The sequence below is a fragment of the Faecalibacterium hominis (ex Afrizal et al. 2022) genome (assembly GCF_049545105.1).
GTDB classification, from domain to species: domain Bacteria; phylum Bacillota; class Clostridia; order Oscillospirales; family Ruminococcaceae; genus Faecalibacterium; species Faecalibacterium duncaniae.
This window is the reverse complement of record NZ_CP186860.1, coordinates 2,208,835-2,231,704: the sequence shown is the minus strand read 5'-3', so window position 1 is coordinate 2,231,704 and position 22,870 is coordinate 2,208,835. Positions and strand designations below refer to the sequence as shown.

General features: G+C 62.0%; 20 protein-coding genes. 5 read left to right on the top strand and 15 right to left on the bottom strand.

What is annotated here, in order from left to right; genetic code table 11:
* Positions 1–241: 241 nt before the first annotated feature.
* Positions 242–1,300, bottom strand: a complete 1,059-nt coding sequence (locus ACKXGA_RS10770; RefSeq protein ID WP_223384683.1) for a 3D domain-containing protein — start codon at positions 1,298–1,300, stop codon at positions 242–244.
* A 14-nt stretch (positions 1,301–1,314) separates the two neighbouring features.
* Positions 1,315–1,623 (bottom strand): hypothetical protein, encoded by a 309-nt coding sequence (locus ACKXGA_RS10765; protein ID WP_423729485.1) that lies wholly within the window; start codon positions 1,621–1,623, stop codon positions 1,315–1,317.
* 274 nt (positions 1,624–1,897) lie between these two features.
* On the opposite strand from ACKXGA_RS10765, the gene ACKXGA_RS10760 reads away from it, so the two are divergent.
* From ACKXGA_RS10760 to ACKXGA_RS10750, 3 genes are read left to right on the top strand one after another with little or no spacing between them, the layout of a single operon-like run.
* Positions 1,898–2,671, top strand: a complete 774-nt coding sequence (locus ACKXGA_RS10760) for a hypothetical protein (RefSeq protein WP_423729484.1) — start codon at positions 1,898–1,900, stop codon at positions 2,669–2,671.
* Positions 2,671–3,294 carry a GH25 family lysozyme gene (locus ACKXGA_RS10755; protein ID WP_423729483.1) on the top strand — a complete coding sequence of 208 codons (624 nt, stop codon included), beginning with the start codon at positions 2,671–2,673 and terminating at the stop codon, positions 3,292–3,294. The genes ACKXGA_RS10760 and ACKXGA_RS10755 overlap by 1 nt, the downstream gene beginning before the upstream one ends.
* A 15-nt stretch (positions 3,295–3,309) precedes the next feature.
* Positions 3,310–3,558, top strand: a complete 249-nt coding sequence (locus ACKXGA_RS10750; protein WP_097769738.1) for a phage holin — start codon at positions 3,310–3,312, stop codon at positions 3,556–3,558.
* A 69-nt stretch (positions 3,559–3,627) separates the two neighbouring features.
* Here the strand turns inward: ACKXGA_RS10750 and ACKXGA_RS10745 are convergent, their stop codons facing one another.
* The 3 genes from ACKXGA_RS10745 to ACKXGA_RS10735 all read right to left on the bottom strand — a co-directional run bounded on the left by ACKXGA_RS10745 (position 3,628) and on the right by ACKXGA_RS10735 (position 7,511).
* Complete coding sequence (locus ACKXGA_RS10745) at positions 3,628–4,611, bottom strand: aldo/keto reductase (protein ID WP_156062376.1); 984 nt, start codon at positions 4,609–4,611, stop codon at positions 3,628–3,630.
* A gap of 144 nt (positions 4,612–4,755) precedes the next feature.
* Positions 4,756–6,360, bottom strand: coding sequence for a peptide chain release factor 3 (locus ACKXGA_RS10740; RefSeq protein WP_005928402.1), 1,605 nt, complete (start codon positions 6,358–6,360; stop codon positions 4,756–4,758).
* A gap of 293 nt (positions 6,361–6,653) precedes the next feature.
* Positions 6,654–7,511: a GNAT family N-acetyltransferase gene (locus ACKXGA_RS10735; RefSeq protein WP_423729482.1), complete on the bottom strand. Its 858-nt coding sequence runs from the start codon at positions 7,509–7,511 to the stop codon at positions 6,654–6,656.
* A gap of 361 nt (positions 7,512–7,872) precedes the next feature.
* On the opposite strand from ACKXGA_RS10735, the gene ACKXGA_RS10730 reads away from it, so the two are divergent.
* Positions 7,873–9,282: a S1C family serine protease gene (locus ACKXGA_RS10730; RefSeq protein WP_423729481.1), complete on the top strand. Its 1,410-nt coding sequence runs from the start codon at positions 7,873–7,875 to the stop codon at positions 9,280–9,282.
* Between the two features lie 107 nt (positions 9,283–9,389).
* Here the strand turns inward: ACKXGA_RS10730 and pulA are convergent, their stop codons facing one another.
* Entirely contained in the window at positions 9,390–11,345 is a 1,956-nt protein-coding gene (gene pulA, locus ACKXGA_RS10725) for a type I pullulanase (protein ID WP_156062379.1), read from the bottom strand.
* Between the two features lie 124 nt (positions 11,346–11,469).
* Between pulA and ACKXGA_RS10720 the strand changes: the two genes are divergently transcribed.
* Positions 11,470–13,509 (top strand): AAA family ATPase, encoded by a 2,040-nt coding sequence (locus tag ACKXGA_RS10720; protein ID WP_423729480.1) that lies wholly within the window; start codon positions 11,470–11,472, stop codon positions 13,507–13,509.
* 37 nt (positions 13,510–13,546) lie between these two features.
* Here the strand turns inward: ACKXGA_RS10720 and ACKXGA_RS10715 are convergent, their stop codons facing one another.
* The 9 genes from ACKXGA_RS10715 to ACKXGA_RS10675 all read right to left on the bottom strand — a co-directional run bounded on the left by ACKXGA_RS10715 (position 13,547) and on the right by ACKXGA_RS10675 (position 22,843).
* A complete protein-coding gene (locus tag ACKXGA_RS10715) occupies positions 13,547–14,509 on the bottom strand; it encodes a helix-turn-helix transcriptional regulator (RefSeq protein WP_097769744.1) in 963 nt (320 codons plus the stop codon).
* 105 nt (positions 14,510–14,614) lie between these two features.
* A complete protein-coding gene (locus tag ACKXGA_RS10710; RefSeq protein ID WP_097769745.1) occupies positions 14,615–15,475 on the bottom strand; it encodes a prephenate dehydrogenase in 861 nt (286 codons plus the stop codon).
* Complete coding sequence (gene aroA / locus ACKXGA_RS10705; RefSeq protein ID WP_423729479.1) at positions 15,465–16,739, bottom strand: 3-phosphoshikimate 1-carboxyvinyltransferase; 1,275 nt, start codon at positions 16,737–16,739, stop codon at positions 15,465–15,467. The genes ACKXGA_RS10710 and aroA overlap by 11 nt, the downstream gene beginning before the upstream one ends.
* Position 16,740: 1 nt before the next feature.
* Positions 16,741–17,757, bottom strand: coding sequence for a 3-deoxy-7-phosphoheptulonate synthase (aroF, locus tag ACKXGA_RS10700; RefSeq protein ID WP_423729478.1), 1,017 nt, complete (start codon positions 17,755–17,757; stop codon positions 16,741–16,743).
* A gap of 121 nt (positions 17,758–17,878) precedes the next feature.
* The gene (locus tag ACKXGA_RS10695) at positions 17,879–18,343 is read right to left on the bottom strand and encodes a type II 3-dehydroquinate dehydratase (protein WP_005928431.1); all 465 of its coding nucleotides are present in this window, start codon (positions 18,341–18,343) and stop codon (positions 17,879–17,881) included.
* Positions 18,324–19,586, bottom strand: coding sequence for a shikimate kinase (locus ACKXGA_RS10690; protein ID WP_097769749.1), 1,263 nt, complete (start codon positions 19,584–19,586; stop codon positions 18,324–18,326). Before ACKXGA_RS10690 ends, ACKXGA_RS10695 begins: the two co-directional genes overlap by 20 nt.
* Positions 19,587–20,729 carry a chorismate synthase gene (gene aroC / locus ACKXGA_RS10685; protein WP_423729477.1) on the bottom strand — a complete coding sequence of 381 codons (1,143 nt, stop codon included), beginning with the start codon at positions 20,727–20,729 and terminating at the stop codon, positions 19,587–19,589.
* Positions 20,730–20,732: 3 nt separating this feature from the next.
* The gene (gene aroB / locus ACKXGA_RS10680) at positions 20,733–21,776 is read right to left on the bottom strand and encodes a 3-dehydroquinate synthase (RefSeq protein WP_005928440.1); all 1,044 of its coding nucleotides are present in this window, start codon (positions 21,774–21,776) and stop codon (positions 20,733–20,735) included.
* On the bottom strand, positions 21,773–22,843 hold the full coding sequence (locus tag ACKXGA_RS10675) for a chorismate mutase (protein WP_117535434.1): 1,071 nt from the start codon (positions 22,841–22,843) through the stop codon (positions 21,773–21,775). Before ACKXGA_RS10675 ends, aroB begins: the two co-directional genes overlap by 4 nt.
* Between the last annotated feature and the right edge of the window lie 27 nt (positions 22,844–22,870).

Here is a 22,870-nt window from a genome sequence, read left to right as displayed (position 1 = left end):
ATACCTTTGTACTCTCTTATATTAAAGAATTTTGTCCAATTTTTCAAGAGCTTTCCGTCAAAATCTACTATAATCTTTTCGTCAATATTTTTTCATTGTGGTCAACTTATCCAATTTTACACAAGAATTCTCGGCAAACTTTACAGAATATAGGGCAAAAAGAAAGACCCGCCTCATTTTTCCTGCAAATCCAGGAAACTGAAGCGGGTGCTTTTTCAAATTTTTCCGTGTGCTATGCGGTTCAGCCTACAACGTAAACGTTGACCTGAATGGCTCCGTTGATGACCGACTCTGCGTAGGTCTCATAGAACAGATCCACCAGGATCTGGCCCTTCTGCACCGCGATACCGGTGTCGGTGGCAACGGCATAACCGTAAACAAAGCTGCCGTCCGTGGAAGTGATGTACAGCAGCGTGCCATAGGGGATGACGCTGGGGTCAACGGCAACGGTGCCGTAGCCCAGGCCCAGGCCCGACGAGCCCTTGCCCGTGCGGGAATAATAGCCCGTGGCCTTGCCGGTGAGGACCTGGCTGTACGAGGCGGGGGCGTTGGTGGTGCCGTCCGGCCCGGTCAGGGGAGAAACGGGCGCACCGGCACCATAGGTCTTGATGACATGGTCGGTGGGCTCCACCGTGGTGGTCACATCCACCACCATGCTGTTTTCCAGCTCACCGTCCACATACTTTTCGCGGGTGGTCACGGTCTGCTGGCCCTCCGCCCCATGCTGCAGGGTGGTGGCCCGGCCGGTGTTGCGGAAGTACAGGCTGGTGTAGACATACTGGGTGTCATAGGGGATGGTCTGGGTCTCCACCTTGTCCTGGTAGTCCACCCGGTGCACCGTGATCTCACTGCCCACAGTGACCAGCTGATCCAGCGCAGGCTCGGTGTAGTCATCTGCCTCCAGGGTGATGCCGGCGCGCTCCAGCGCTTCGGCAACAGTGCCAAAGGCCATCTTCACCGGGTACTCCTGGCCATCGGCCTGGATGTTCACGGTGAAGGCCCGCTCAATGTTCAGGGTGGCAAGATTGCCGCTGAACGCGGTGTAGTAAACGTGGTCGCCCTCTTCGGCCTCAATGCCGGAAAGGCTCATGACGCGGGCAGGGTCAGTCTCACTGCTGACCACCAGCTGACGCGCACCATCGGAGTCGGTGACGTAGGTCAGCCGCAGATTCGCGGCGGTCACGGCCAAAGTGAACACAAGACTCACCGCCATGACGCAGAACGCCAGCACACGGGGTGTGACCGCACGAGCGCGGTCAGACAATGCTTTTTGAAATTTGACGGAAGCGATACGAGACAACTCCTCTCTTTTCATCATTTTGGAATGCGGCGGGCTCTTCCTTTGCCCGCAAAGCGCAGGGCATTTTTCCCTGCAAAGGGCCGTCTTTTTATACGGCGTTTTACTTCCTGAGAAATAAAATTTAGACGCTCCAACGTGTGTATGATCCGTTGAGCGGGCACTATTTTAGCAGACGACGGCCCATTTGTCAAATCCGCGCGCTTCTGCTTGACAATTGTTTCACATAGTTTTTTGTGCAATCCGTACATTGTTTTCCCTGATTCAGAATGATTTCGGGCGTTTCCTTCTGAAATTTTCCAAAAAAATTGGTCGTATTCGTTCATAATTTTTTAACATTTCAAGTCTGTTTCCCGGGGAGAAATCGCCGGGTTCTTTTGCACATTCCGGCGCATCAATCATGCGTAATCCGACATTTTGCGGCACAAATTCCCCGCTGTTTTCCTGCCGGAAATAACGGGGAGTTTCTCCGCAGTTTCTGTCAAAAACCGGCTTCCAGCAAAATGCCGAAAGGTAAAAAACGCCATAAAAAAAGACCACACTTCCGCGCCCTGCCGCAAACCGGTACAATGGGGTCAAAAAGAAGAAAGGAAGGTTTTTATGCAGATCAAGATCACTCCCCGCACGCTGGGCGGCACCGAATTCACAGCCCAGCCCGCCCGGCTGCACCTGGGCGCACAGAACGCCGAGGGCGTGGACCGGCTGGTGTTCCAGCTGCCTGCGGAATGGGCCGGGTGCAGCGTCACCCTGCACATCCGCCACAGCGACGGCACCCTCGCCGCACCCCTTGTGCTGGATGCAGCGCACAGCGCGCCCGTGGGCCGCAGCTTCACCGGCTGGCCCGCCGGGCAATGGATGCTGGCCGCCACCGACGGCAGCGGCTATACCGCTTACACCCGCCCGGGCCGGTACGATGTCTACGACATTCTGCCCACCGACGGCACCGAGGAGGAGCCCAGTCCCTCGGTGTACGAACAGTTCATCGCCCAGGTATCGGGGCAGGCCGATGCTGCAGTGCAGGCGGCCCAGAACAGTGCCGCCAGTGAGGCCAATGCCGCCCGGCAGGCGCAGGCCGCTGCCGACGCTGCCGAGCGGGCATCACTGAATGGCAGCCGTGCCGCGACCTCAGCTTCCCGCGCCGAGAGCGCCGCCCTGCGTGCCGAATCCTTTGCACCCGAGGACGGCACCCTGCTCAGTGTCAACGGCAAAGGCGGCGCGGTGGTGCTGGACGCGCAGGACGTAGGCGCGCTGCCTGCCCCGGTGGCCCCGCAGGCAGGTGCCCTCCTGCGGGTGCTGTCCATCCGCAGCGATGGCAGTCTGGTGGTGGACACCGTCACTCCCGCCGCCCTCAAGACCCTGCTGGAGGCCACCTGATGTTCACGGTGCTGGATGTCTCCCGCTGGCAGGGCGGCATAGACTGGGATACCGTAAAAGCCAGCGGCAGGGTCCGCGGCGTGATGCTGCGCGCACTGGGCAGCAGGAACGGCACGCCCTACATCGACCCCATGTTTGAAACAAACTACTCTGCCTGCATCCGGCTGGGCATCCCGGTGGGGGTCTACTATTACAGCTGTGCCGTTACCGCCCCACAGCGGGATGCCGAGCTGGCCCTCCTGCACGATGCCCTCAGGGGAAAGCGGCTTCAGCTGCCCGCAGCCATCGACGTGGAGGATGCCCGCCTGCGTGCCCTGACACCGGACGCGCTCTCCGCCCTTGTTGCCGGGGCGGCACGGCAGCTGGAGCACTGGGGCTTGTACGCCATGGTATACACCTACACCCATTTTGCAGATACCGCCCTGCACATGGACACACTGGCCCCCTTCGACCTCTGGCTGGCGGACTACCGGGGCAAACGCCCGGCCCGCAGGCACGGAATGTGGCAGTACACCAGCAGAGGCAGGGTGCCCGGCATCTCTGGCCCCGTAGACCTGAGCCGCACCGAAAAGGATTATCCCGCCCTGCTCCATCGGGCGGGGCTCGACCGTACCATCCTATAAAAGAAAGGAGTTCCCATGAAGAAATGCAAGATCTCTCCCGCCACGCTGGCCCGCACGGCGGCGCTGGCACTGGCGCTGACCAATCAGGTGCTCAGCGCCACCGGCCACCGTGTCCTGCCCATTGAATCGGCAGAGCTGGAGCAGCTGGTCTCCACCGGCCTGACCATTGCCACCGCGCTGGTCAGCTGGTGGAAGAACAATTCCTTCACCCCGGAGGCCATCGAAGCCGATGACTTCCTCTGCCAGCTGAAGGAGCACAGATAACCAAAAAGGGACGATGCTTTTGCGGCATCGTCCCTTTTTGATTATCTGCTTTTGTTCTGAAGCACCGGCTCAGGAAATGGCATCCACGTCCCACTTCATGCGGACGGCATCCGCGCCATCCAGTTTGATATTCAGTGCACCGGCATTGTCCAGCACCTGCTCCGGGGTGCGGGCACCGCACAGCACATGCAGGCCGGGGATCATCCGGGCCGTCAGGGCAATGACCAGCTGGGCCATGGTGCAGTCGTATTTCCCGGTCAGGTCGTCCCACTTGGCCAGCAGGTCCAGCGCCTGCTTCCGGCGGGCGGGCTGGAAGCTGGGGTTGCTGTTCCGGGTGCTGCCCTCGGGGAAGGTGGTCTCCATGGTGACCTTGCCGGTGAGCAGACCCTGCTCCAGCGGGGAGTATGCCTGCACCGAAACGCCCAGCTCCCTGCAGGTGGGCAGGAGCTGCTTTTCGATGCGGCGGGTCAGCAGGCTGTACTTTTCCTGAATGACATCCAGCTGGCCGTACCGGCAGTAGCCCCGGATGAGATCGGCCGTCACGTTGGACGCACCAATGGCGCGGATCTTGCCCTGCTCCTTCAGCTTCATCATGGCCTCCACGGTCTCCTCCAGCGGATAGAGGCCGAGGTCCGGGCTCTGCCAGTGGGTGTACAGCACATCCAGGTGATCTGTGCCCAGGCGGCGCAGGCTGTCCTCCACGTCCTCGATGATGCTCTGCGCCGAGAGGTCCCGGTAGACAGCGGTGCCGTCCACGACCTTGTGGAGCACCGGCGTTTCGTGCCGCCACTCCAGGCCGCATTTGGTGGAGAGCACCACCTTGTCCCGGTCGATGTGCTTCAGGGCCTCGCCCACCACGGTCTCGCTGTGGTACAGGCCGTAGATGGGCGCGGTATCGATCCACCGGATGCCCTGCTCCACAGCAGTCTGGATGGCTTTGACCGAAAGGGCATCATCGTTGTCGCCCCACCAGCTGCCACCGCCGATGGCCCAGGTGCCCATGCCCAGAAAAGGCACTTCGATGCCGCTGCGGCCAATGTTCAGGTTTTCCATATACGTTTCCCTCCATGCCAGCAGTGTTCCCCGCAATGGGAACCATTCATACAGAGGCTGGCATCTTTTGTTGTATTTTTGCTTTTTATAAAAAAGAGAACTGCGGTGCGAGTCAGCTCCGCACAGCAGCTCTCTTTTTCCCAATCAGATATTGCCGAACTCGCTCAATTCCAGCGTGTCGTTGTGGGTCTCGGCCCAGCGGACGGCCCAATCAGAGGTGAACAGCAGCAGGCGGTTGCCCTTCATATCCTCCACAGCCTTGGTATCGCTGGTCAGATCCAGGTCGCGCAGGTTGTAGGTGTCGGGGTCGTTCTTCACCCAGCGCAGCTGCTCGAACGGCAGCTGCTGCATCCGGATCTCCACGTTGTACTCGGTGTTCAGGCGGTACTCCAGCACTTCCAGCTGCAGCACACCGACCACGCCAACCACGACCTCCTCCATGCCGCCGCCGACTTCGCGGAAGATCTGGATGGCACCCTCCTGGGCGATCTGCTCCATACCCTTCACGAACTGCTTGCGCTTCATGGTGTCCTTCTGCTCGATGCGGGCAAAATGCTCCGGTGAGAAGGTGGGGATGCCCGCAAACTCGACCTTCTTTTTGCCGGTGCACAGGGTGTCGCCGATGGAGAAGATGCCCGGGTCAAACAGGCCGATGATATCGCCCGCGTAGGCCTCATCCACGATGGCGCGGTCCTGCGCCATCAGCTGGGTGCCGGTGGCAAGCTTGATGTTCTTGCCCTCCTGCACGTGGTAAGCCTCCATGCCGCGCTCGAACTTGCCGGAGCAGATGCGCATAAAGGCGATGCGGTCACGGTGGGCCTTGTTCATGTTGGCCTGGATCTTGAAGATGAAGGCCGAGAACTCGTCACGGCAGGGGTCCACCGGCTCGCCGGTCAGGCTGTCCACACGGGCCAGCGGGGTGGGGGTGAGCCGCAGGAAGTTTTCCAGGAAGGGCTCCACGCCGAAGTTGGTCAGAGCAGAGCCAAAAAACACAGGGCTCAGCTCACCGCGCAGCACCTTGTCGAGGTCAAATTCCTCGGCAGCGCCGTCCAGCAGCTCGATCTCGTCCACCAGCTGCTGGTGCAGGTAGGGGGTCAGCAGCTCGTCCAGTGCGGCATCGCCCAGTTCGGCCTCGGTCTCGTTGACCTTCTTCACGCCGTTGGCGCGGCCGTCGCTGGAGAAAGCCAGCACCTTGCGGGTATTGCGGTCGAACACGCCCTTGAACTCCTTGCCGCAGCCGATGGGCCAGTTCATGGGGTAGGTCTTGATGCCCAGGATCTCTTCGATGTTTTCCATCAGCTCAAAGGGGTCGCGAGCTTCGCGGTCCATCTTGTTGATGAAGGTGAAGATGGGGATGTGGCGCAGGGTGCAGACCTTGAACAGCTTGATGGTCTGGGCCTCAACGCCCTTTGCCGCATCGATGACCATGACAGCGGAGTCCGCTGCCATCAGGGTGCGGTAGGTATCCTCCGAGAAGTCCTGATGGCCCGGGGTATCCAGAATGTTCACGCACTTGCCTGCATAGTTGAACTGCAGGACAGAGGAAGTGACAGAAATACCGCGCTGCTTCTCGATGTCCATCCAGTCGGACACAGCGTGCTTGGCGCTCTGCTTGCCCTTGACGGAACCGGCCTGATTGATGGCTCCACCGTACAGCAGCAGCTTTTCGGTCAGGGTCGTTTTGCCGGCATCGGGGTGGCTGATGATCGCAAACGTCCGGCGGCGCTCGATCTCTTCACGATTTGTCATATATTGATTTCTCCTGAATCAGAATGGCTCTTTATTCGGTCAATCTCACGTTACATTGGTGATTCTCCGTAAACTGGCTTGCCCTCTCAGTCTGCTTCGCAGCCAGCTCTCCCAAAGGGAGAGCCGGTTGCTGCTCCAGGTACAGGCCCTGCAGATCTGCAGCACTTCTCCTGTTGGCTCCCCCTTCGGGGGAGCTGGCAAAGCCGACAGGCTTTGGCTGAGAGGGCAAGGATGCCAAAATTACACACAACTTATATTTTACCAGCAATTCCACCTAGATGCAAGAGTTTTTGTTATTTTTTCAGGAGGAAGCAGGGCAAGGGGGCGGTATCGGCCCAATTGGCGAAACCGCAGACAAGGGCGGTGCACTGTTTCAGGGGCCGGGAGCGCATCCACTGGAGGATCTCGGTCTTTTCGTCGGAGCCGATGACCTTGCCGCTGTACAAGATGGCGCTGAGCACCCCGCCGGGCCGCAGGGCCCCGAGGGCAGCTTCCAGCGCCGGGATGCTGCTTTGGGCGTGGGAGAACACCCCGTGGTCGGCACCGGGCAGCCAGCCGAAATTGAACATCACGGCATCAACGGTGCCGGGCTGTACATATTGTAAGAGGTTGGCGTGGCTGTCGCAGTGAAGCTCTGCCGCAAAGCCCTTCCGTGCAAGATTCTGCCGGGTGGAGGCAATGGCTTCGGGCTGGATGTCAAAGCCCAGCACCCGGCCCTCTTTGCCCACAAGGCGGCAGAGAAAAGCCGTGTCACCCCCGTTGCCGCAGGTGGCATCGATGCAGAGCCTGGGGTCAGCCAGCCGCGCGGCGAGGAAGTCCTGCACAAGCTTCACGGCCGTCAGGTCGGGGGTGCGGCGGCGGCACAGGCCGCTGCCCTCTGCCGCAAAACCGAACTTTGCCCAGAAGGCCAGCTCCCCCGCATCGGCAGGCAGAGGAGCCGTGAACACCGTGGCGCTCTCTTTGTCATAGCCGCCCAGGCTGCGCAATACCTCTTTTAACAGGTAGGAACCGTAGCCCTTGCGCCGCCATTCCGGCACAATGGTCAGGGCAGTGATGTCCGCGCCCTGCTCCGTGGGCCGGGCCTGGCAGGTGCCAATGATGGTTTTCTCTTTATACAGGGCATAACCGCCCGGAATCTTTTCCAGTTTCATAATTTGCTCCTTTTCGCGGGCTTGCCCTCTCAGTCTGCTTTCGCAGACAGCTTTCCCAAAGGGAGAGCCTATTGTGGCTCCGAATAAGGCCCCTGCAAATCAGCGATTGCTCGCCTGTCAGATGTGTTGGCTCCCCCTTCGGGGGAGCTGGCATCGCGCAGCGATGACTGAGAGGGTCGTTCTTAAAATACCAAGCCCCCGCGCCGCTGTCAAGGCTTCCCGCTGCGACCTTATTTCACATATTCTTCACCCGGTCAGCGATTCCTTTTCACAATTACCGGATACAATAGAAACAGTTCCAAGGAGGTGCGGCAGAAGCGCCCCCTCCGAACCATTCCCTTTGAGAAAGGAAGTAACCAGTATGGATAACGAGAACAAGTGGGAATACGATTATTCCTCTGAACATAGCCAGACCGGCGAGACCGGTTACCCCAACGTTGGCTCCTCCGGCATGAACACCGCCAACACGGCAGGTACCTACGGCGAGGCCGCACAGGCTGCCCCCCAGGCCGAGCCGAACAGCGGCAGCGATGGCGGCGCGGTGCCGCCTCCGGAAGACCCCCGGTATCAGGCCGCACAGGGAAGCCCCAAACAGCCTCCCAAAAAGCGCCGCCGGAAAAACGGCAATATCGCCCGCAGTGCAGTTGCGCTGGTGCTGGCAGCAGCCATGGGCTTTGTCGGCGGCTTTGTGGGAGCCCAGGTGGGCAACACAGGCGGCAAGGTGGTCATCCAGCAGGTGGCACCTTCCTCCACGTCCAGCAGTGATTCCGGCTCTGCCTCCGCGGTGAACACCGCTTCCGGCATGACCACCGCTCAGGTCTCTGAGATGGTCAGCCCCAGCGTTGTGGTCATCACCACCGAGCAGGTGGTCTACTCCCAGTGGTCCTGGTACGGCCAGAGCCAGGTGGAGAGCGGCGCAGGCAGCGGTGTCGTGATCAGCTCCGACGGCTATATCCTGACCTGTGCGCACGTTGTGTCCGGCGCATCCAACATCACCGTGACCATCGGCGATACCGATTACCCCGCCACCGTGGTGGGCGAGGACGACACCAGCGACGTGGCTGTCCTCAAGATCGATGCCACCGACCTGACCCCCGCCACCGTTGGCAACAGCGACAGCCTTGCCGTGGGCGAGAGCGTGCTGGCCGTGGGCAACCCGCTGGGTGAGCTGGGCGGCACCGTGACCAGCGGCATCGTCAGCGCCCTGAACCGCAGCGTGACCATCCAGGGCACCAGCTCCACCAACACCATGTCCCTGATCCAGATGGATGCCTCTGTCAGCCCCGGCAACTCCGGCGGCGGCCTGTTCAACATGAACGGTGAGCTCATCGGTCTGGTCAACGCAAAGTCCTCCTCCAGCGATGCAGAGGGTCTGGGCTTCGCCATCCCCATCAACGATGCCATCAAGGTGGCACAGGATCTGCTGGAGAACGGCTATGTCTCCGGCCGCCCCTACATGGGCATCACTTATCTGGCTGTGACCGATGCCCAGACCGCAGCGCAGCTCAACGTCACTGCCTACGGCGTTTACGTTGTGGATGTTGTGCAGGGCGGCCCCGCCGACAAGGCCGGTCTGAAGACCGGTGACCGCATCGTGAGCATCGACGGCACTGAGATCGCCCAGAAGGACGACCTTGGCACCCTGATCCAGCAGCACGCCGCCGGCGATACTCTTTCCATCACCGTGGCCCGGGAAGGCCAGATGCAGACCGTCAGCCTGACCTTGGGCGAAAAGAACGCCCAGACCCAGCAGGCACAGAAAAACTCCTGATTCTCCCCAATTTTTTCCTGATCAATAAATCAAAAATCCCCTGACCGGCGTTGAACTGGTCAGGGGATTTTCAATTGCAGGTTGTCAAGCAACGGCAGACCGTATTTTTATACCTGCCCAAACACGGTGGCGCTCAGGGGCAGGAGGACGGTCTGGCCGGTGCAGATGCGGCTGCTGCCCCGCCACAGGCTGGAGGAGATGCCGTCGCTCAGCAGCTTCCAGCTGCCGCCGGGCAGGGTGACGACCTGCGCCGTCTCGGTGGGGTTATAGTAGACGCACAGGGCGCTCCATGCCGCGCCGTCGCCCCACTGGGCAGGGAGCCGCCAGCCCACAAGAGGCTGTTCCAGCGGGAAGAACTCGATGGCGGCAGGGCTGGCCTTGTCCAGCGCGCCCAGCCGGGGGAACGCCGCCCGCAGACCAATGAGCCCGCGGTAGTAATCCACAAGGCTGTGGAACTGTTCGGCCCGGTGCCAGTCCAGCCGGTTGAGGGCCGGGCTGGAGTGGTAGCTGTTGCCCTGCCCCTTCTTGGTGCGGGCAAACTCCTCGCCCGCCTGCCAGAAAGGCAGGCCCATGCTGGTCAGGTAGATACCCGCTGCCAGCCGGTTCTGGGCCAGCGCGGTCTTGTCCACAGCGGCAAACTCCGGGCGGGCGTAGCGCACCATCAGGAGCTTATCCCACAGGGTGAAGTTGTCGTGGGCTGAAACGTAGCTGATGATCTGCCCCGGGGCGTGAGGCGGCAGCTTTTCACTGCGGCACCACGCCGCCACCGAAGCACCGATATCCCAGAAACTCCCGGGCTTACCCTCCACATAGCCCGGCTCCCGGGCATCGAAGCAGCCGCCCTTGATGGCATCCCGGGTGTTGTCGCAAAAGATACCGATGCGCTCGTTCAGCATATTCAGGTTGTTCTTGTTGGCCTCGTACCGGTGCAGGGCGCTGCAGCCACCCTGCCACGGCTCACCGTACATCAGGATATCCCGCCCGCCGGGCAGCTTGTCCAGTTCAGCCCGGAGGAGGTTCATGGTCTCCACGTCATACAGGCCCATCAGGTCAAACCGGAAGCCGTCGATGTGATATTCCCGCGCCCAATAGAGCACCGAATCAATGAGATAGCGCCGGGCCATGGGCCGCTCGGAGGCAAACTCGTTGCCGCAGCCGCTGCCGTTGGAGAGGGAACCGTCGTCGTTCTGGCGGAAGTAGTAGAGGGGCACCACCCGGTTCAGCACATTGTCGGAGCGGTACATGTGGTTATACACCACGTCCATTACAACGCCGATGCCCGCCGCATGGAGGGCCGCGATCATCTGCTTGCACTCCCGCACCCGCACCTCACCCCGGGTGGGGTCGGTGGAGTAGCTGCCCTCGGGCACATTGAAGTTGGTGGGGTCGTAGCCCCAGTTATACTGCCGGGTCAGGGGGCGGCTCTCATCCACGCTGCCAAAATCGAAGATTGGCATGAGCTGGACATAGCTCACCCCCAGCCGCTTGAGGTAATTCAGGCAGGTGGGGTGGATGCCGTCGCTGCTCAGGGTCGTGCCCTGCTGGGTAAAGGCCAGAAATTTGCCCCGCCAGGCTGTGTGCACACCGCTGGCCGGGTCCTGCGAGAAATCCCGGACGCTGACCTCCCACACACTGCGCCGGGCCGGTGGAATCACCGGCCGCACATCCCGCTCCCAGCCCTGCGGGTCTACCCGGGCCGGGTCAAAGATCATGCTGCGCACCCCGTTCACCCCAGCCGAGCGGGCGTAAGGGTCCGCTGCATTGCAGGTGCCAAACGGGGTGGTAAGGGTGAAATCGTAGTATTTTCCGTGCTGGTCGCCGGGCAGATAGATGCTCCACACGCCCTTGTCCTGCTGCTGCAGGGGCAGGGTGCCCACACAGGCCCCGCCGGTGCCCCGGCGGTACAGGTTCACTGCTGCCTGTTTTGCCGTGGGAGCCCACAGGCGCAGGTGTGTCCCGGCGGGGGTATACTCCACCCCCAGCGGGCCGTAGTATTCCGTCTGGCGGGCAAAGGCTTCGCTCTCAAACAGCGTCTTCCATTCAGCAGGTGTTCTTGGCTCCATGGCAATTCATCCTTTCGTTTGACAATAGTGTAACGAACTTTGTCCTTTATTTCAACCCTTTCCTTGCAAAACGTACCAGACTCCACTATACTGAAAGAAAAAGCACTGCACGGAGGGAAGTTTTATGGCATACACCGATGATTGGGAAAGTCTGATGAACGGCGTGTTCGGCCCGGGGGGCAGATTCAAGGCTGCCCCCGGCACTTCTGCACCCAAAACAGGCGGCAGCGCCGCCCTGCCCGACCTGAACGCGGCGCTTCTGGAACAACAGAAACGGCTGGACGAGCTGTTGAAGCAGCAGAACGCCCAGCTCAAAACCCAGAGCGATGCCACCGCCGCCGCGCTGGAAAGCAGCCGCCAGATGCTGCGGGACATGGAGGACGAAGGCCTGCTGGCCAGGGGCACCACCGACGTGAAGCCGGAACATCTGGGCAGCTTTGAAGGCCTTGCCGCCGAGGTCAAGCAGACGGTGCTGGGGCAGGATGCTTTTGTGGACAGCGTGGTGCGGGCCATGCGCCGCCCCTTTGTGCTGGGCACCGAACCCCCCGCCGCCCGCAACGTCATCCTGCTCACAGGCGGGGCAGGCACAGGCAGGCATTTTGCACTGGAAGAAACTGCCCGCTGCATGGCGGCCCGGGGCCTTTTGCAGAGCGACAGGATCGCCACGCTGGATCTGGCCCTTTACCCCAATTCCGGAGCCGAAAAGCTCTTCCTGCAGGACCTCTACGCTGCCCTGCACGCGCCCGGGGAGATCCTTGCCTTTGAGCACTACGAGAGCTGTTATCCCGGCTTTCTGAAGACCCTGTCTGATCTGGCCGTCAAGGGCAGTGCCCCCCTGTCCAGCCGGTATCTCGTGAACAAAGAGGGTATCCTTGTGGATGCAGGCACGGCGCTGGCCCCGGGAGCCGTCGGCCGCATCGACCCCTGCGGCAAATACCTCATCTTCTACTCCCACAAGGGCCGGGAGGCACTGGCTGACAAATTCGGTGCGGCGCTGGTGTCGGCACTGGGGGATGTCTGCGAGACGGCCTCCTACACCCGGGAGGATCTGGCCGCCCTTGCCGCACAGCAGCTCAACGCGCTGGCCCAGAAGATCCGCACCCGGCTGGGGCTGACCCTTTCCGCCGGGGCCGACGTGCGGGACTATGTCGCGGCCCAGTGCACCACACAGAAGGGTGCGGCAGGCCTTTCCGCGTGCACCGACCGCATCTTCCGCGCCCTGAGTGAATATTGCCTGCGAACCGATGAAACCCTGACCGGCACCGTGACCCTGACCGCCGGGCCGGAAGGGGTGCTGTTCCGCCTGAACGACGGCGCAGACCAGCCCCTGTTCGACCTGCTGCCTGCCGCCTACACCGGCGCGCTGGATGCCATCCGCGCCGAGATCAACGAGCTGGTGGGCCTTGCCCCGGTCAAGGAATATGTGTTCGGTCTGGCCGACAACCTGCAGGTGCAGCAGCGCCGCGCCGCCGCCGGGCTGAAAACTGCCAGCCTTTCGATGCACATGATCTTCACCGGAAACCCCGGCACCGGCAAGACCACCATTGCCCGGCTGGTGGCACGGTATCTGAAAGCCATCGGTGCCCTCAAGGGCGGCCAGCTGGTGGAGGTGACCCGCGCCGACCTGGTGGGCCGTTACACCGGCCACACCGCCCCCCTGACCAACAGCGTCATCGAGAGCGCGCTGGGTGGTGTGCTCTTCATTGACGAGGCATACAGCCTTTACCGCGGTGAGCAGGACAGCTTCGGGCTGGAAGCCATCGACACGCTGGTGAAGGGGATGGAGGATCACCGGGATGAGCTGGTGGTCATTCTGGCGGGTTACACCAGGGAGATGGAGACCTTCCTCACCGCCAACAGCGGCCTTGCCAGCCGTTTTCCCAACCGGATCGAGTTCCCGGACTACACCGCCGTGGAGCTGCTGCAGATCACCCAGGTCCTTGCCAAAAACAAGGGCTACACCCTGGCCGAAGCCTGCACCGAACCCCTGCTGGGCTATTATGCCCGCTGGCAGGCAGCCGATGCCCGTACCGCCGGCAATGGCCGCCTTGCCCGCAACACACTGGAAAAGGCCATCTTCCACCAGAGCCGCCGCCTTGTCGCCGAGCCCGCCGCCGCGCTGGATCTGATCCTGCCCAGTGATCTGGAATTGAAGGAACCGTAAACACGCAAAAAAGGACTGCTTTTGCAGTCCTTTTTTGTTATTGATGCTGTTCTGCCAGCCGGGCGGTCATCTCCCGCATTCCCTGCCGCACTTCGGGCGGGGCAACCACTTCTATCTTGCCGCCAAAGCCGCAGACCCAGCCATAGAACTGGTCACTGACGCAGATGGGGACATCAAAATGGAAGCAGCCATTCTCCTCGGGCAGGAACATGGGCGTTGCGCCAAAGCGCTCCCGCATGGCACCTTCCAGATCAGCGGTGCACCGCAGGGTAACGCGATGCTCCGGCCCGCCGTACATTCCAAAGTGCTTGCGCAGATAGGCAGGCAGGTCAAGATCCGCAAACTGCTCCTGACCCCGCCGGGGCGCATCCAGCACCCGGACCCCGCTCATCTTGTCCACCCGATAATGGCGGATGCCCTTTTCGTCGGCAAAGGCAATGAGGTAGTAGCACCCGTTCTCCCAGGCCAGCTGCCACGGGCTGACGGTCCTTTTCTCTTTCTCGCGGCTGTCGGCTTTTCTGTAGAGGAACTCCACCATTTTACCGTTGTTGATGGCCTCGTGCAGGGCATCGATGCTGTACAGCAGACTCTTGCTGTCGGTCTTGGGGCGGCCCTCCACATAGACCTGACGCTGCAGCTGGCTGCCCTCGTAGTTGGAGCAGAGCTTTTCCAGCTTGTGGATCAGCCGCCTGCTCGTGGTACCGGATACCACCCGGCTTGCCTGCACGGCATCCACCAGCAGCTTGAGCTCCGCCAGATCAAAGGTGCGGCTGGCAAGGAAATACCCGCCGCCCCGGCCCCGGCGCAGCTTGATGTCATAGCCCAGCGCACCCAGTGCCTCAATATCGCTGTACACGCTCTTGCGCTCACAGCGGATGCCCTGCGCCTCCAGCAGCTCCACCAGCTGCGGCACGTTCAGCAGGTGGTTTTCATCGGTCTGCTGCTCAAAAATGCGCAATAGCGCCAGCAGCTTGGATTTCTGGCCTTCCTGTTTGGGCATTCGGTACACCTCATTTTTTCGTGTTGTGCCAAACCTCTCAGTCTCGCTTCCAGCTCCCCCCAGCAGGGGAGCTGGAAAAAACAGCAGCGCTGTGTGCTGAAAAGGTTACGGCGCTTTCTTATCAAACGCCGCGCGGCGCTGGGTGGACAGGCGGAACATCTCCTCCAGCTTTTCCCGGTCATCGGCCACAAGGGCGTTGCGCATCTCGTTCAGCGCCCCGCTGAACTGGTCGATCTCGGAGATAAGGTTTTCTTTGTTCCAGAGGAACAGCTCCGCCCACATCTTATCGTTGATGCGTGCAATGCGGGTCAGGTCCCGGAAGGAATCTCCGGTGTACTCGCACAGCGAGGTATTGTCGTTGGCGCACATCAGGCTGACGGCGATGGCATGGCAGAGCTGGCTGACATAGCCGATCATCCTGTCATGCTCCTGCACGGTCAGGGTGCAGATATGCTTGAAGCCCAGCACCTCGGCCAGCTCCCTGGCCCACTGAACGGCCTCCGGGGTGTTCTTTTCCGTGGGGGTCACAATGAAGTTGGCCGGGGCAAAATTCACCTCGGCGGCGTGCTCCACGCTGGAGGTCTCACGGCCCGCCATGGGGTGGCTGGCAATGAACTCCACGCCCGGCCTGCACATGGCCTGAATGGGCTCCACCAGACCGGTCTTTACGCCCGACACATCGGTAAAGATGCAGCCCTCCTTCAGCAGGTGGCCGTAGGTCCGGAACCACTCGATCAGGGCCGTGGGGTACAAGCCAAAGATGATATGATCGGCCTGACGCACCAGATCCTCAAAATCGTGGGTCTTGCCGCTGGCGATATAGCCGTGGTCGAGGGCATACTGCAGATGGCCCTCGCTGCGGTTGATGCCGTCCACATGGAACCCGGCCCTGCTCAGCTCCAAGGCGTACTTGCCGCCCAGCAGGCCCAGGCCCACAATGAGATAACGCTTTGATTTATCCAACATGTTCCACCTCCGCGCCCAAAGGCTTGATGGCTTCCAGAAAATCCGGCCAGCTCTTGGCAATGGCCTCGGCCCCGCTGATGGGCAGGGCCAGCCCGGCGGCCAGCGCCAGCACCGCAAGGCTCATCACCACGCGGTGGTCGTTGTGGCCGGAAAGCGGCTGCTCCGGGGCATGGAGCGCTCCGGCACAGCCGTGGATGGTAATGGTGCCGCCCTCGCTCTCCAGCTGCCCGCCGCAGGCCCGCAGCTCGGTCTCCATGGCCTCGATGCGGTCACTCTCCTTGATGCGGAGACGCTCGGCGTTGCGGATGACCGTGGTGCCCTCACACAGCAGGCCCAGCACCATCAGCACAGGGCCCAGGTCGGGGCAGTCGGCAAGGTCGATGTCCGTTCCGTGGAGCGGGGCCTTTTCAAACACCACGCCCTGCCCGGTGCGGGTGAATCTTGCACCGCACCGCCGGAGGATCTCCAGAATGGCGGCATCGCCCTGCAAGGTCTCCTCAGACAGGCCGGTGATGGCCACACCGCCGGTCACAGCGCCCAGCACGGCAGGAAAAGCCGCCTGGCTGTAATCGCCCTCCACGGTGTAATCACCGGGAAGATAGTGCTGCCCGCCGGGAATTTCCAGCGTGTTTTCATCCAGCCAGCGGCTCTCCACGCCAAAGGCGTGCTGCACCGCGCGGGTCATATCGATGTAGCTCCGGCTCTCCACAGGCGGGATGAGGTGCAGGGTGCTGGTGCCGCCCAGCAGGGGCAGGGCAAACAGCAGCCCGCTGATGAACTGGCTGGACACGTTGCCCGCCAGCTCGTATTCGCCCGGGGTCAGGGCACCTTCCACAGTCAGGCGGTCCGCGCCCTGCTCAAAGCGCAGGCCCTGCTGCTGATACAGCGTTTTGTAGACCGACTGGGGCCGCTCCATCAGCCGCCCACGGCCTGTAAAAGTCACTTCCTGCCCGGTCAGGCTGGCCAGCGGGATGAGGAAGCGCAGGGTGCTGCCGCTCTCACAGCAGTCCACGGGGGCATCAACCGGCAGAAAGCGGCCCAGCCCCTCCACCACCGCGTCGTTTTCACCGGTGGTGACACGGGCGCACAGCCGGGCCGCCGCGCCCAGCGTGGCGGAGATATCCTTGCTGAAAGCAAGATGATGGAGATGGGAGGTCCCCTTTGCCAGCGCCGCGCAGAGCACCGCCCGGTGAGCCATGCTTTTGCTGGGCGGCGCGGCGATCCTGCCCGCCACTGCGCGGGCGCGTTTTACCACCACATCCATCTTACATATCCCGGCCAATGGCCCATGCAACCTGACGGCACTTTGCCATGGCCTGTGCAAAGGCATCCGGGGTCAGGCACTGTGCGCCATCGCTCCATGCGTGGCGGGGATCATAGTGGACCTCCACCTCCAGACCGTCGGCCCCGGCGGCCACAGCAGCGATCATCATCGGCTCCACCAGATTGGCCTTGCCGGTGGCGTGGCTGGGGTCCACGATGATGGGCAGATGGGTCTTTTCGTGGATGATGGGCACAGCGGAGAGGTCGAGGGTGTTGCGGGTGTATTTTTCAAAGGTGCGGATGCCCCGCTCGCAGAGAATGACCTGCTCGTTGCCGCCGGCCATGATATACTCTGCGGACATGATCCACTCCTCGATGGTGTTGCACAGGCCGCGCTTGAGCAGCACAGGCTTGTGCATCTTGCCCACGGCCTTGAGCAGCTGGAAGTTCTGCATGTTGCGGGCACCGATCTGCACCACGTCCACATATTCCTCAAACTCCGGGATCCGGTCCTCGCTCATCAGCTCGGACACGATGGGCATTCCGGTGACCTCCCGTGCCTTGACCATATCGAGGATACCCTCAGTCTCCAGACCCTGGAAAGAGTAGGGAGAGGTGCGGGGCTTATAAGCGCCGCCGCGGAACAGGCTTGCACCGCCCGCCTTTACGCCGTTGGCAATGCGCAGTGCCTGCTCCTCGCCCTCGATGCTGCAGGGGCCTGCCATCACGGCGATCTTCTCGCCCCTGCCGATCTTCACGCCGCCGCAGTCGATGATGGAATCGGCGGGGTGGAACAGGCGGTTGGCCCGCTTATAGGGGGCGGACACGCGGGTGACGTTGTCGATCCAGGGGTTGGCCAGCACGTCGCGCTCATCGATCTTGGTGGTATCGCCCACCAGACCGAACACATTGTAATCCTTGCCGGTGATCAGGGTCACATCCAGGCCCTGCTTCTCGAATTTGTCTACGATCTTTTCCAGCTCTTCCTTGGGGGTGCCTTTTTTGGTCGAAATGATCATCTTGTTTCTTTTCCCTTCTGTTTTGTCTCTATGCTTTCCGTTTTGCTGCACAGCCTGCCCTACTTGCCAAGGGCTCCCCCTTCGGGGGAGCTGGCGAGCGGATGCGAGACTGAGAGGGTTGTTACTGCACCAGGTGCGTCTGCGCGCCGCCATCCAGCCGGAGCAGCTGCACAAGGTAGGCGCAGGCATGGAGATATCCGCTGACCCCCTCGCCTGCAAAGCGGCCCTGACAGCCAAAGGAGACCACGTCCACGCTGCGGAAGGGCTCCTTGCCGCTGGGGTCGGCCAGCATCACTTCCACGGCGGGCACGCCGCACACCTGCAGCGCTTCCAGAATGGCCACGCTGTAATAGGCGTAGCCGCCCGGGTTGAGGATGATGCCATCGGCCCGGCCTGCCGCCGACTGGATCTCATCGATGAGGTCACCCTCGTGGTTGGACTGAAAAAAGTCCACCTGAACATCCATCTGGGCACAGCCCGCCTCGATATAATCCAGCAGTGTATTGAAATCGATCTGCCCCTCCATGCCCGGCTCCGTGAACTGGGTCAGGTTGAGGTTGGGACCGTTAATGACTAAAAATTTCATCCAGCGCCTCCATTGCCGCCGTCACGGCATCCGCAGGGGTGGTCTTGTTGGGGATCACAGCATCCGCTGCCGCCAGATAGAGCGGGCGGCGCTGGGCTTCCATGGTTTTCAGGGCCTCGGGGCTGGTGGAAAGAGGCCTTCCGCCGCCCACCAGCAGATCTTCCAGCGGCCGGTCGATAAAGAGCACGATGCCGTTGGCGTGGAGCGCCCGGAGGTTTGCCGGGTCTTTGACCACGCCGCCGCCGCAGGAGATGACCTGCCGGTTCTCCCGGGCAAAGCGGGCGGTCTGCGCGGCCTCCAGCTTCCGGAAGCCTGCCTCCCCCTCAGCGGCAAAGATGTCCGGGATGCTCCGGCCGTCGGCCTTGACGATCTCCTCATCCAGATCCACGAACCGCTTGCCCAGCCGTTCCGCCAGAGCGCGGCCCAGGGTGGATTTGCCCGAGGAGGGCATCCCGATGAGGGCAATGTTCAGCTGTTCCCGCCGCAGCTCGCTGGTCACACGGGCGATCTCGGCACCTGCATCCTCAAACTTACGGTCGAGGAAAAATTCTGCCGCGTACACTGCCTGCGCCACCAGCATTTCCAGGCCGCCGACGGCAATGGGCACCCCCAGCTCCTCGGCCCGGAGGATGAGCTCGGTCTTATCGGGATTATAGATGACATCGATCACGGCTTCCAGCCCGGGCATGGAGGTGATATCCAGGGCGCTCACGCCCACATTGGGGTACATGCCCACCGGCGTGGTGTTGATGATGATCTGCGCCCCGGTAGTCAGGGCCTGAGCATAAGTCAGCTCTCCCTTTTCGGGGTCGGGATGGCGGCTGACGGTATAGATCTGTTTCGCGCCCCGGTCATGGGCCACGGCCCAGGTGGTGTTGTGGGTGCCGCCGGTGCCCAGAATGAGCACAGTCCTGTCCTTGAACTCCACCCCATGTGCATCGCACAGGTAGGAGAATCCGGGGTAATCGGTGTTGTAGCCGTAGAGCAGGCCGTTCCTGTTGACGATGGTGTTCACGGCGTTGATGGCCTTGGCGTGGGGGTCGATGTAGGAGCAGTACTCCATGACCACCAGCTTATAGGGGATGGTGACATTGATGGCCCTGAACTGCCGCCGGGTCATAAAGGCCCGGACTTCCTCTTCCGTGGGCAGGGGGCACAGGTCGTACCGGTAGCCGCAGAGCATCTCGTGGATGACCTTGGAGTAGGAGTGGCCCAGCCGCCCGCCGATGAGTCCGTATTCCATTTACAGCACCTCCTTGCGGTAGCCGGTGGGATCCTCCATCCAGGCCATGCCGTATTTTGCGGTGAGCAGGTCGCCCACGGCCAGCGCGGCGGCGCAGGTCTGCACAATGGCGGCCCGGGGCACGATGCAGGGGTCGTGGCGGCCCTGAATGGACAGCTCCGCGTCCTTCTTTGCCATATAGTCCACCGTGTCCTGCGTTTTGTAGATGCTGGGGGTGGGCTTGACCGCCGTGCGGAACACCACGGGCATCCCGTTGGAGATGCCGCCGTTCAGGCCCGCATTGTGGTTGGTGGCGGTGACGATCCGCTCTCCCTGCATCCGGAAGGCATCGTTGGCCTCCGAGCCCTTCTGGTCCGCAAAGCCGAAGCCGGAACCGAACTCGATACCCTTGACCGCCGGGATGGAGAAGGCCAGGTGAGCGAGCTTGCTCTCCACACTGTCGAAATAGGGTTCGCCCACGCCTGCGGGCAGGCCCAGAATGGCGGTCTCCAGCACGCCGCCCACGCTGTCGCCCTCGGCACCGGCGGCACGGATGGCAGCTTTCATGGGTTCCTCCACACTGCCGTCCAGCAGGGCAAAGCCCTCGGACTTGTTCAGCAGTGCCTCGGCCTGCGCCGCCAGTGCGGCAGGATCATCCAGCGCAAAGGGGATATCGCCGATCCCGGCACACCGCCCGATGTGCGTCACGATCTCGATCCCGGCCCGGTTCAGGGCTCCCAGCACCAGAGCACCGCCTGCCACCAGCGCGGCGGTGACGCGGCCCGAAAAGTGGCCGCCGCCCCGGGCATCCTGATAGCCGTGGTACTTGGCGTAGGCGGTGTAATCCGCGTGGCCGGGCCGCAGCAGGTCAGCCGTTTTGGCATAGTCGCCGCTGCGGGTGTTCTGGTTTTCAATCATCAGGGCAATGGCAGTGCCGGTGGTGCGGCCGTTGACCACGCCGGACAAGAACTGCACCGCATCCCCCTCCACACGGGGGGTGGAAAGGCCGTCGCCCCGGGCACGGCGCTTATCCATGCAGGCCGCAAGAAAGGCTTCGTCCACAGGCACGCCCGCCGCCATGCCGTCCAGCACCGCGCCGATGGCCCTGCCGTGGCTCTCGCCAAAAATGGTCAGCGAAAGGTCGCTGCCAAAGGTGTTTTTCATGGCTTACTCCTCCACACCCAGCAGGGGGCGCAGGCCCTCCACGGGGATGGTCTCGGCCCGCCAGCAGCCCAGACCCGGCACCTTGATGACCGTGATCTGGCCGCCCTGGGCCTTTTTATCGTGCAGCATCTCGGCCAGCACCTTTTCCTTGTTATAGGTGGTGCGGGTGGGCAGGCCAATGCGGCGGTAGACCGCCCGCACCCGCTTCTGCAGCGCCTTGGATTCGATCATGGGCAGCATCCCCAGCGCCACGCACTCGCCGTGGAACAGGCCCACGGTGCGGCGGCCCTTGATGCCCTTGACGGCCTCGATGCCGTGGCCGATGGTGTGGCCGAAGTTCAGGGCCTTGCGCATCCCGCGCTCGGTCTCATCCTGCTCCACAACGTTCTTCTTGAACCGCAGGCTGCGGTAGATGATCTCGCTGATCTGGGTATCGATATCTCCCTTTTCAAAGATGGCAAACAGCTCGGGGTCCGCCAGCAGGCCCGCCTTGACCGCCTCCGCCAGACCGTTGATGTAGTGGCGGCGGGGCAGGGTGGAAAGGGTGGCCGGGTCCACGATGACCAGCTTGGGCTGCCAGAACGCGCCCACGATGTTCTTGGTATCGCCCAGATCCACAGCGGTCTTGCCGCCGATGGAGGAATCGATCATGGAAAGGGTGGTGGTGGGGCAGTTGATAAAATCGATGCCCCGCATGTAGATGGCAGCGGCAAATCCGGCCAGATCCCCGACCACGCCGCCGCCCACGGCCACCACCAGGTCGCCGCGGCCCATGTTAAACTCCAGCATCTGCCGGAGCACCGTTTCCAGGATCTTGAAGCTCTTGCTGGCCTCGCCCTGCGGCACCGTGATGATGGTGGATTCCCGGCACTGGTCGGCCACGCGCTGGGCATATTCGGCAGGCACACCGCTGTCGGTGACAACGGCCACCTTGCGGTCCAGCCGGGCAAACTGGTACAGATTTTCCAGTGCACCGTTTTTCAGGATGATATCATAACTGCGCTCGCCCAGATTCATGGTGAGCTTTGTCCCGATGAAATCGCTCATTTCGTATACACTCCTAACAGCCGTACCGTGCGGCAGACATGATTCAGCTCGCGCAGCAGCGCGGCGGTCTTTTCGGCGGCGGGGTCTCCCACCAGCTCGACGTAAAAATAATAATCAAAGGGGACGTGGGGCAGCGGGCGGCTCTTGATGGACTCCATATCGTAGCCGCTGGCACCGATGACCTGAATGACCTCGGCCAGCTTGCCGGGCTTGTTGTCCAGCGTGAACAGCAGGGAGAACCGGTTGCCCGCCGTAGGCTTTTCGCGGCTGAGAACGATGAAGCGGGTGGTGTTGTCGCCATCGGTGTTGATGCTGGGCACCAGCACCTCCAGCCCGTACAGGGCGGCCGTTTCCACGCTGGCAATGGCCGCCCTGGTCCGGTCGCCGCTCTCCGCCACAAACTTTGCCGCCATGGCCGTGTTGGGCATGGCCGTGGCGGGCAGGCCGAACTGCTTCAGGAAGGTCTCGCTCTGGGCAATGGCCTGCTGGTGGCTGTACACACGGGTCAGGTCGGAAAGCTGGGTGCCGGGCAGCACCAGCAGGTTCTGGGAGATGGGCAGGTCGTAGACATCCACCACCCACAACCCGGGGTGGTTATAGCACAGGTCCAGCACCGCCGACACATCCCCCGCGTGGCTGTTCTCAAAGGGCACCACGCCGTGGGCGGCATCGCCCTTTTCCACGGCATCGAACACCTCATCCCAGGTGGGGCAGCTCACAGCCTCGGCATGGGGAAAGAGCGCCCGGAGCGCAATGTGGGCAAAGGCACCCTCCACGCCCTGATAGGCAGCGCGGTTGCGGCCCAGCACCTCAGCCTCGTACTGCTTGGCCACGTCCATCATGTTCTGCACATGATCCCGGTAATAGGGGCGCAGGGCCGGGTCCCCGATCCGCGCTTCGGCCTTGTCCAGCACCACCTTTTCGCGGGCGGCATCAAAGATGGGCAGGCCGTGGGCCTTTTTGTATTCCGCCACGCTGAGCACCGCCTTCATCCGCCGCTCAAACAGGGCAGCCAGCTGGGCATCCACCGTGTCGATCTCCCGGCGGGCCTGTTCCAGTGCGTCCATCATTCCACATCCTTTGCATTTCGTGAT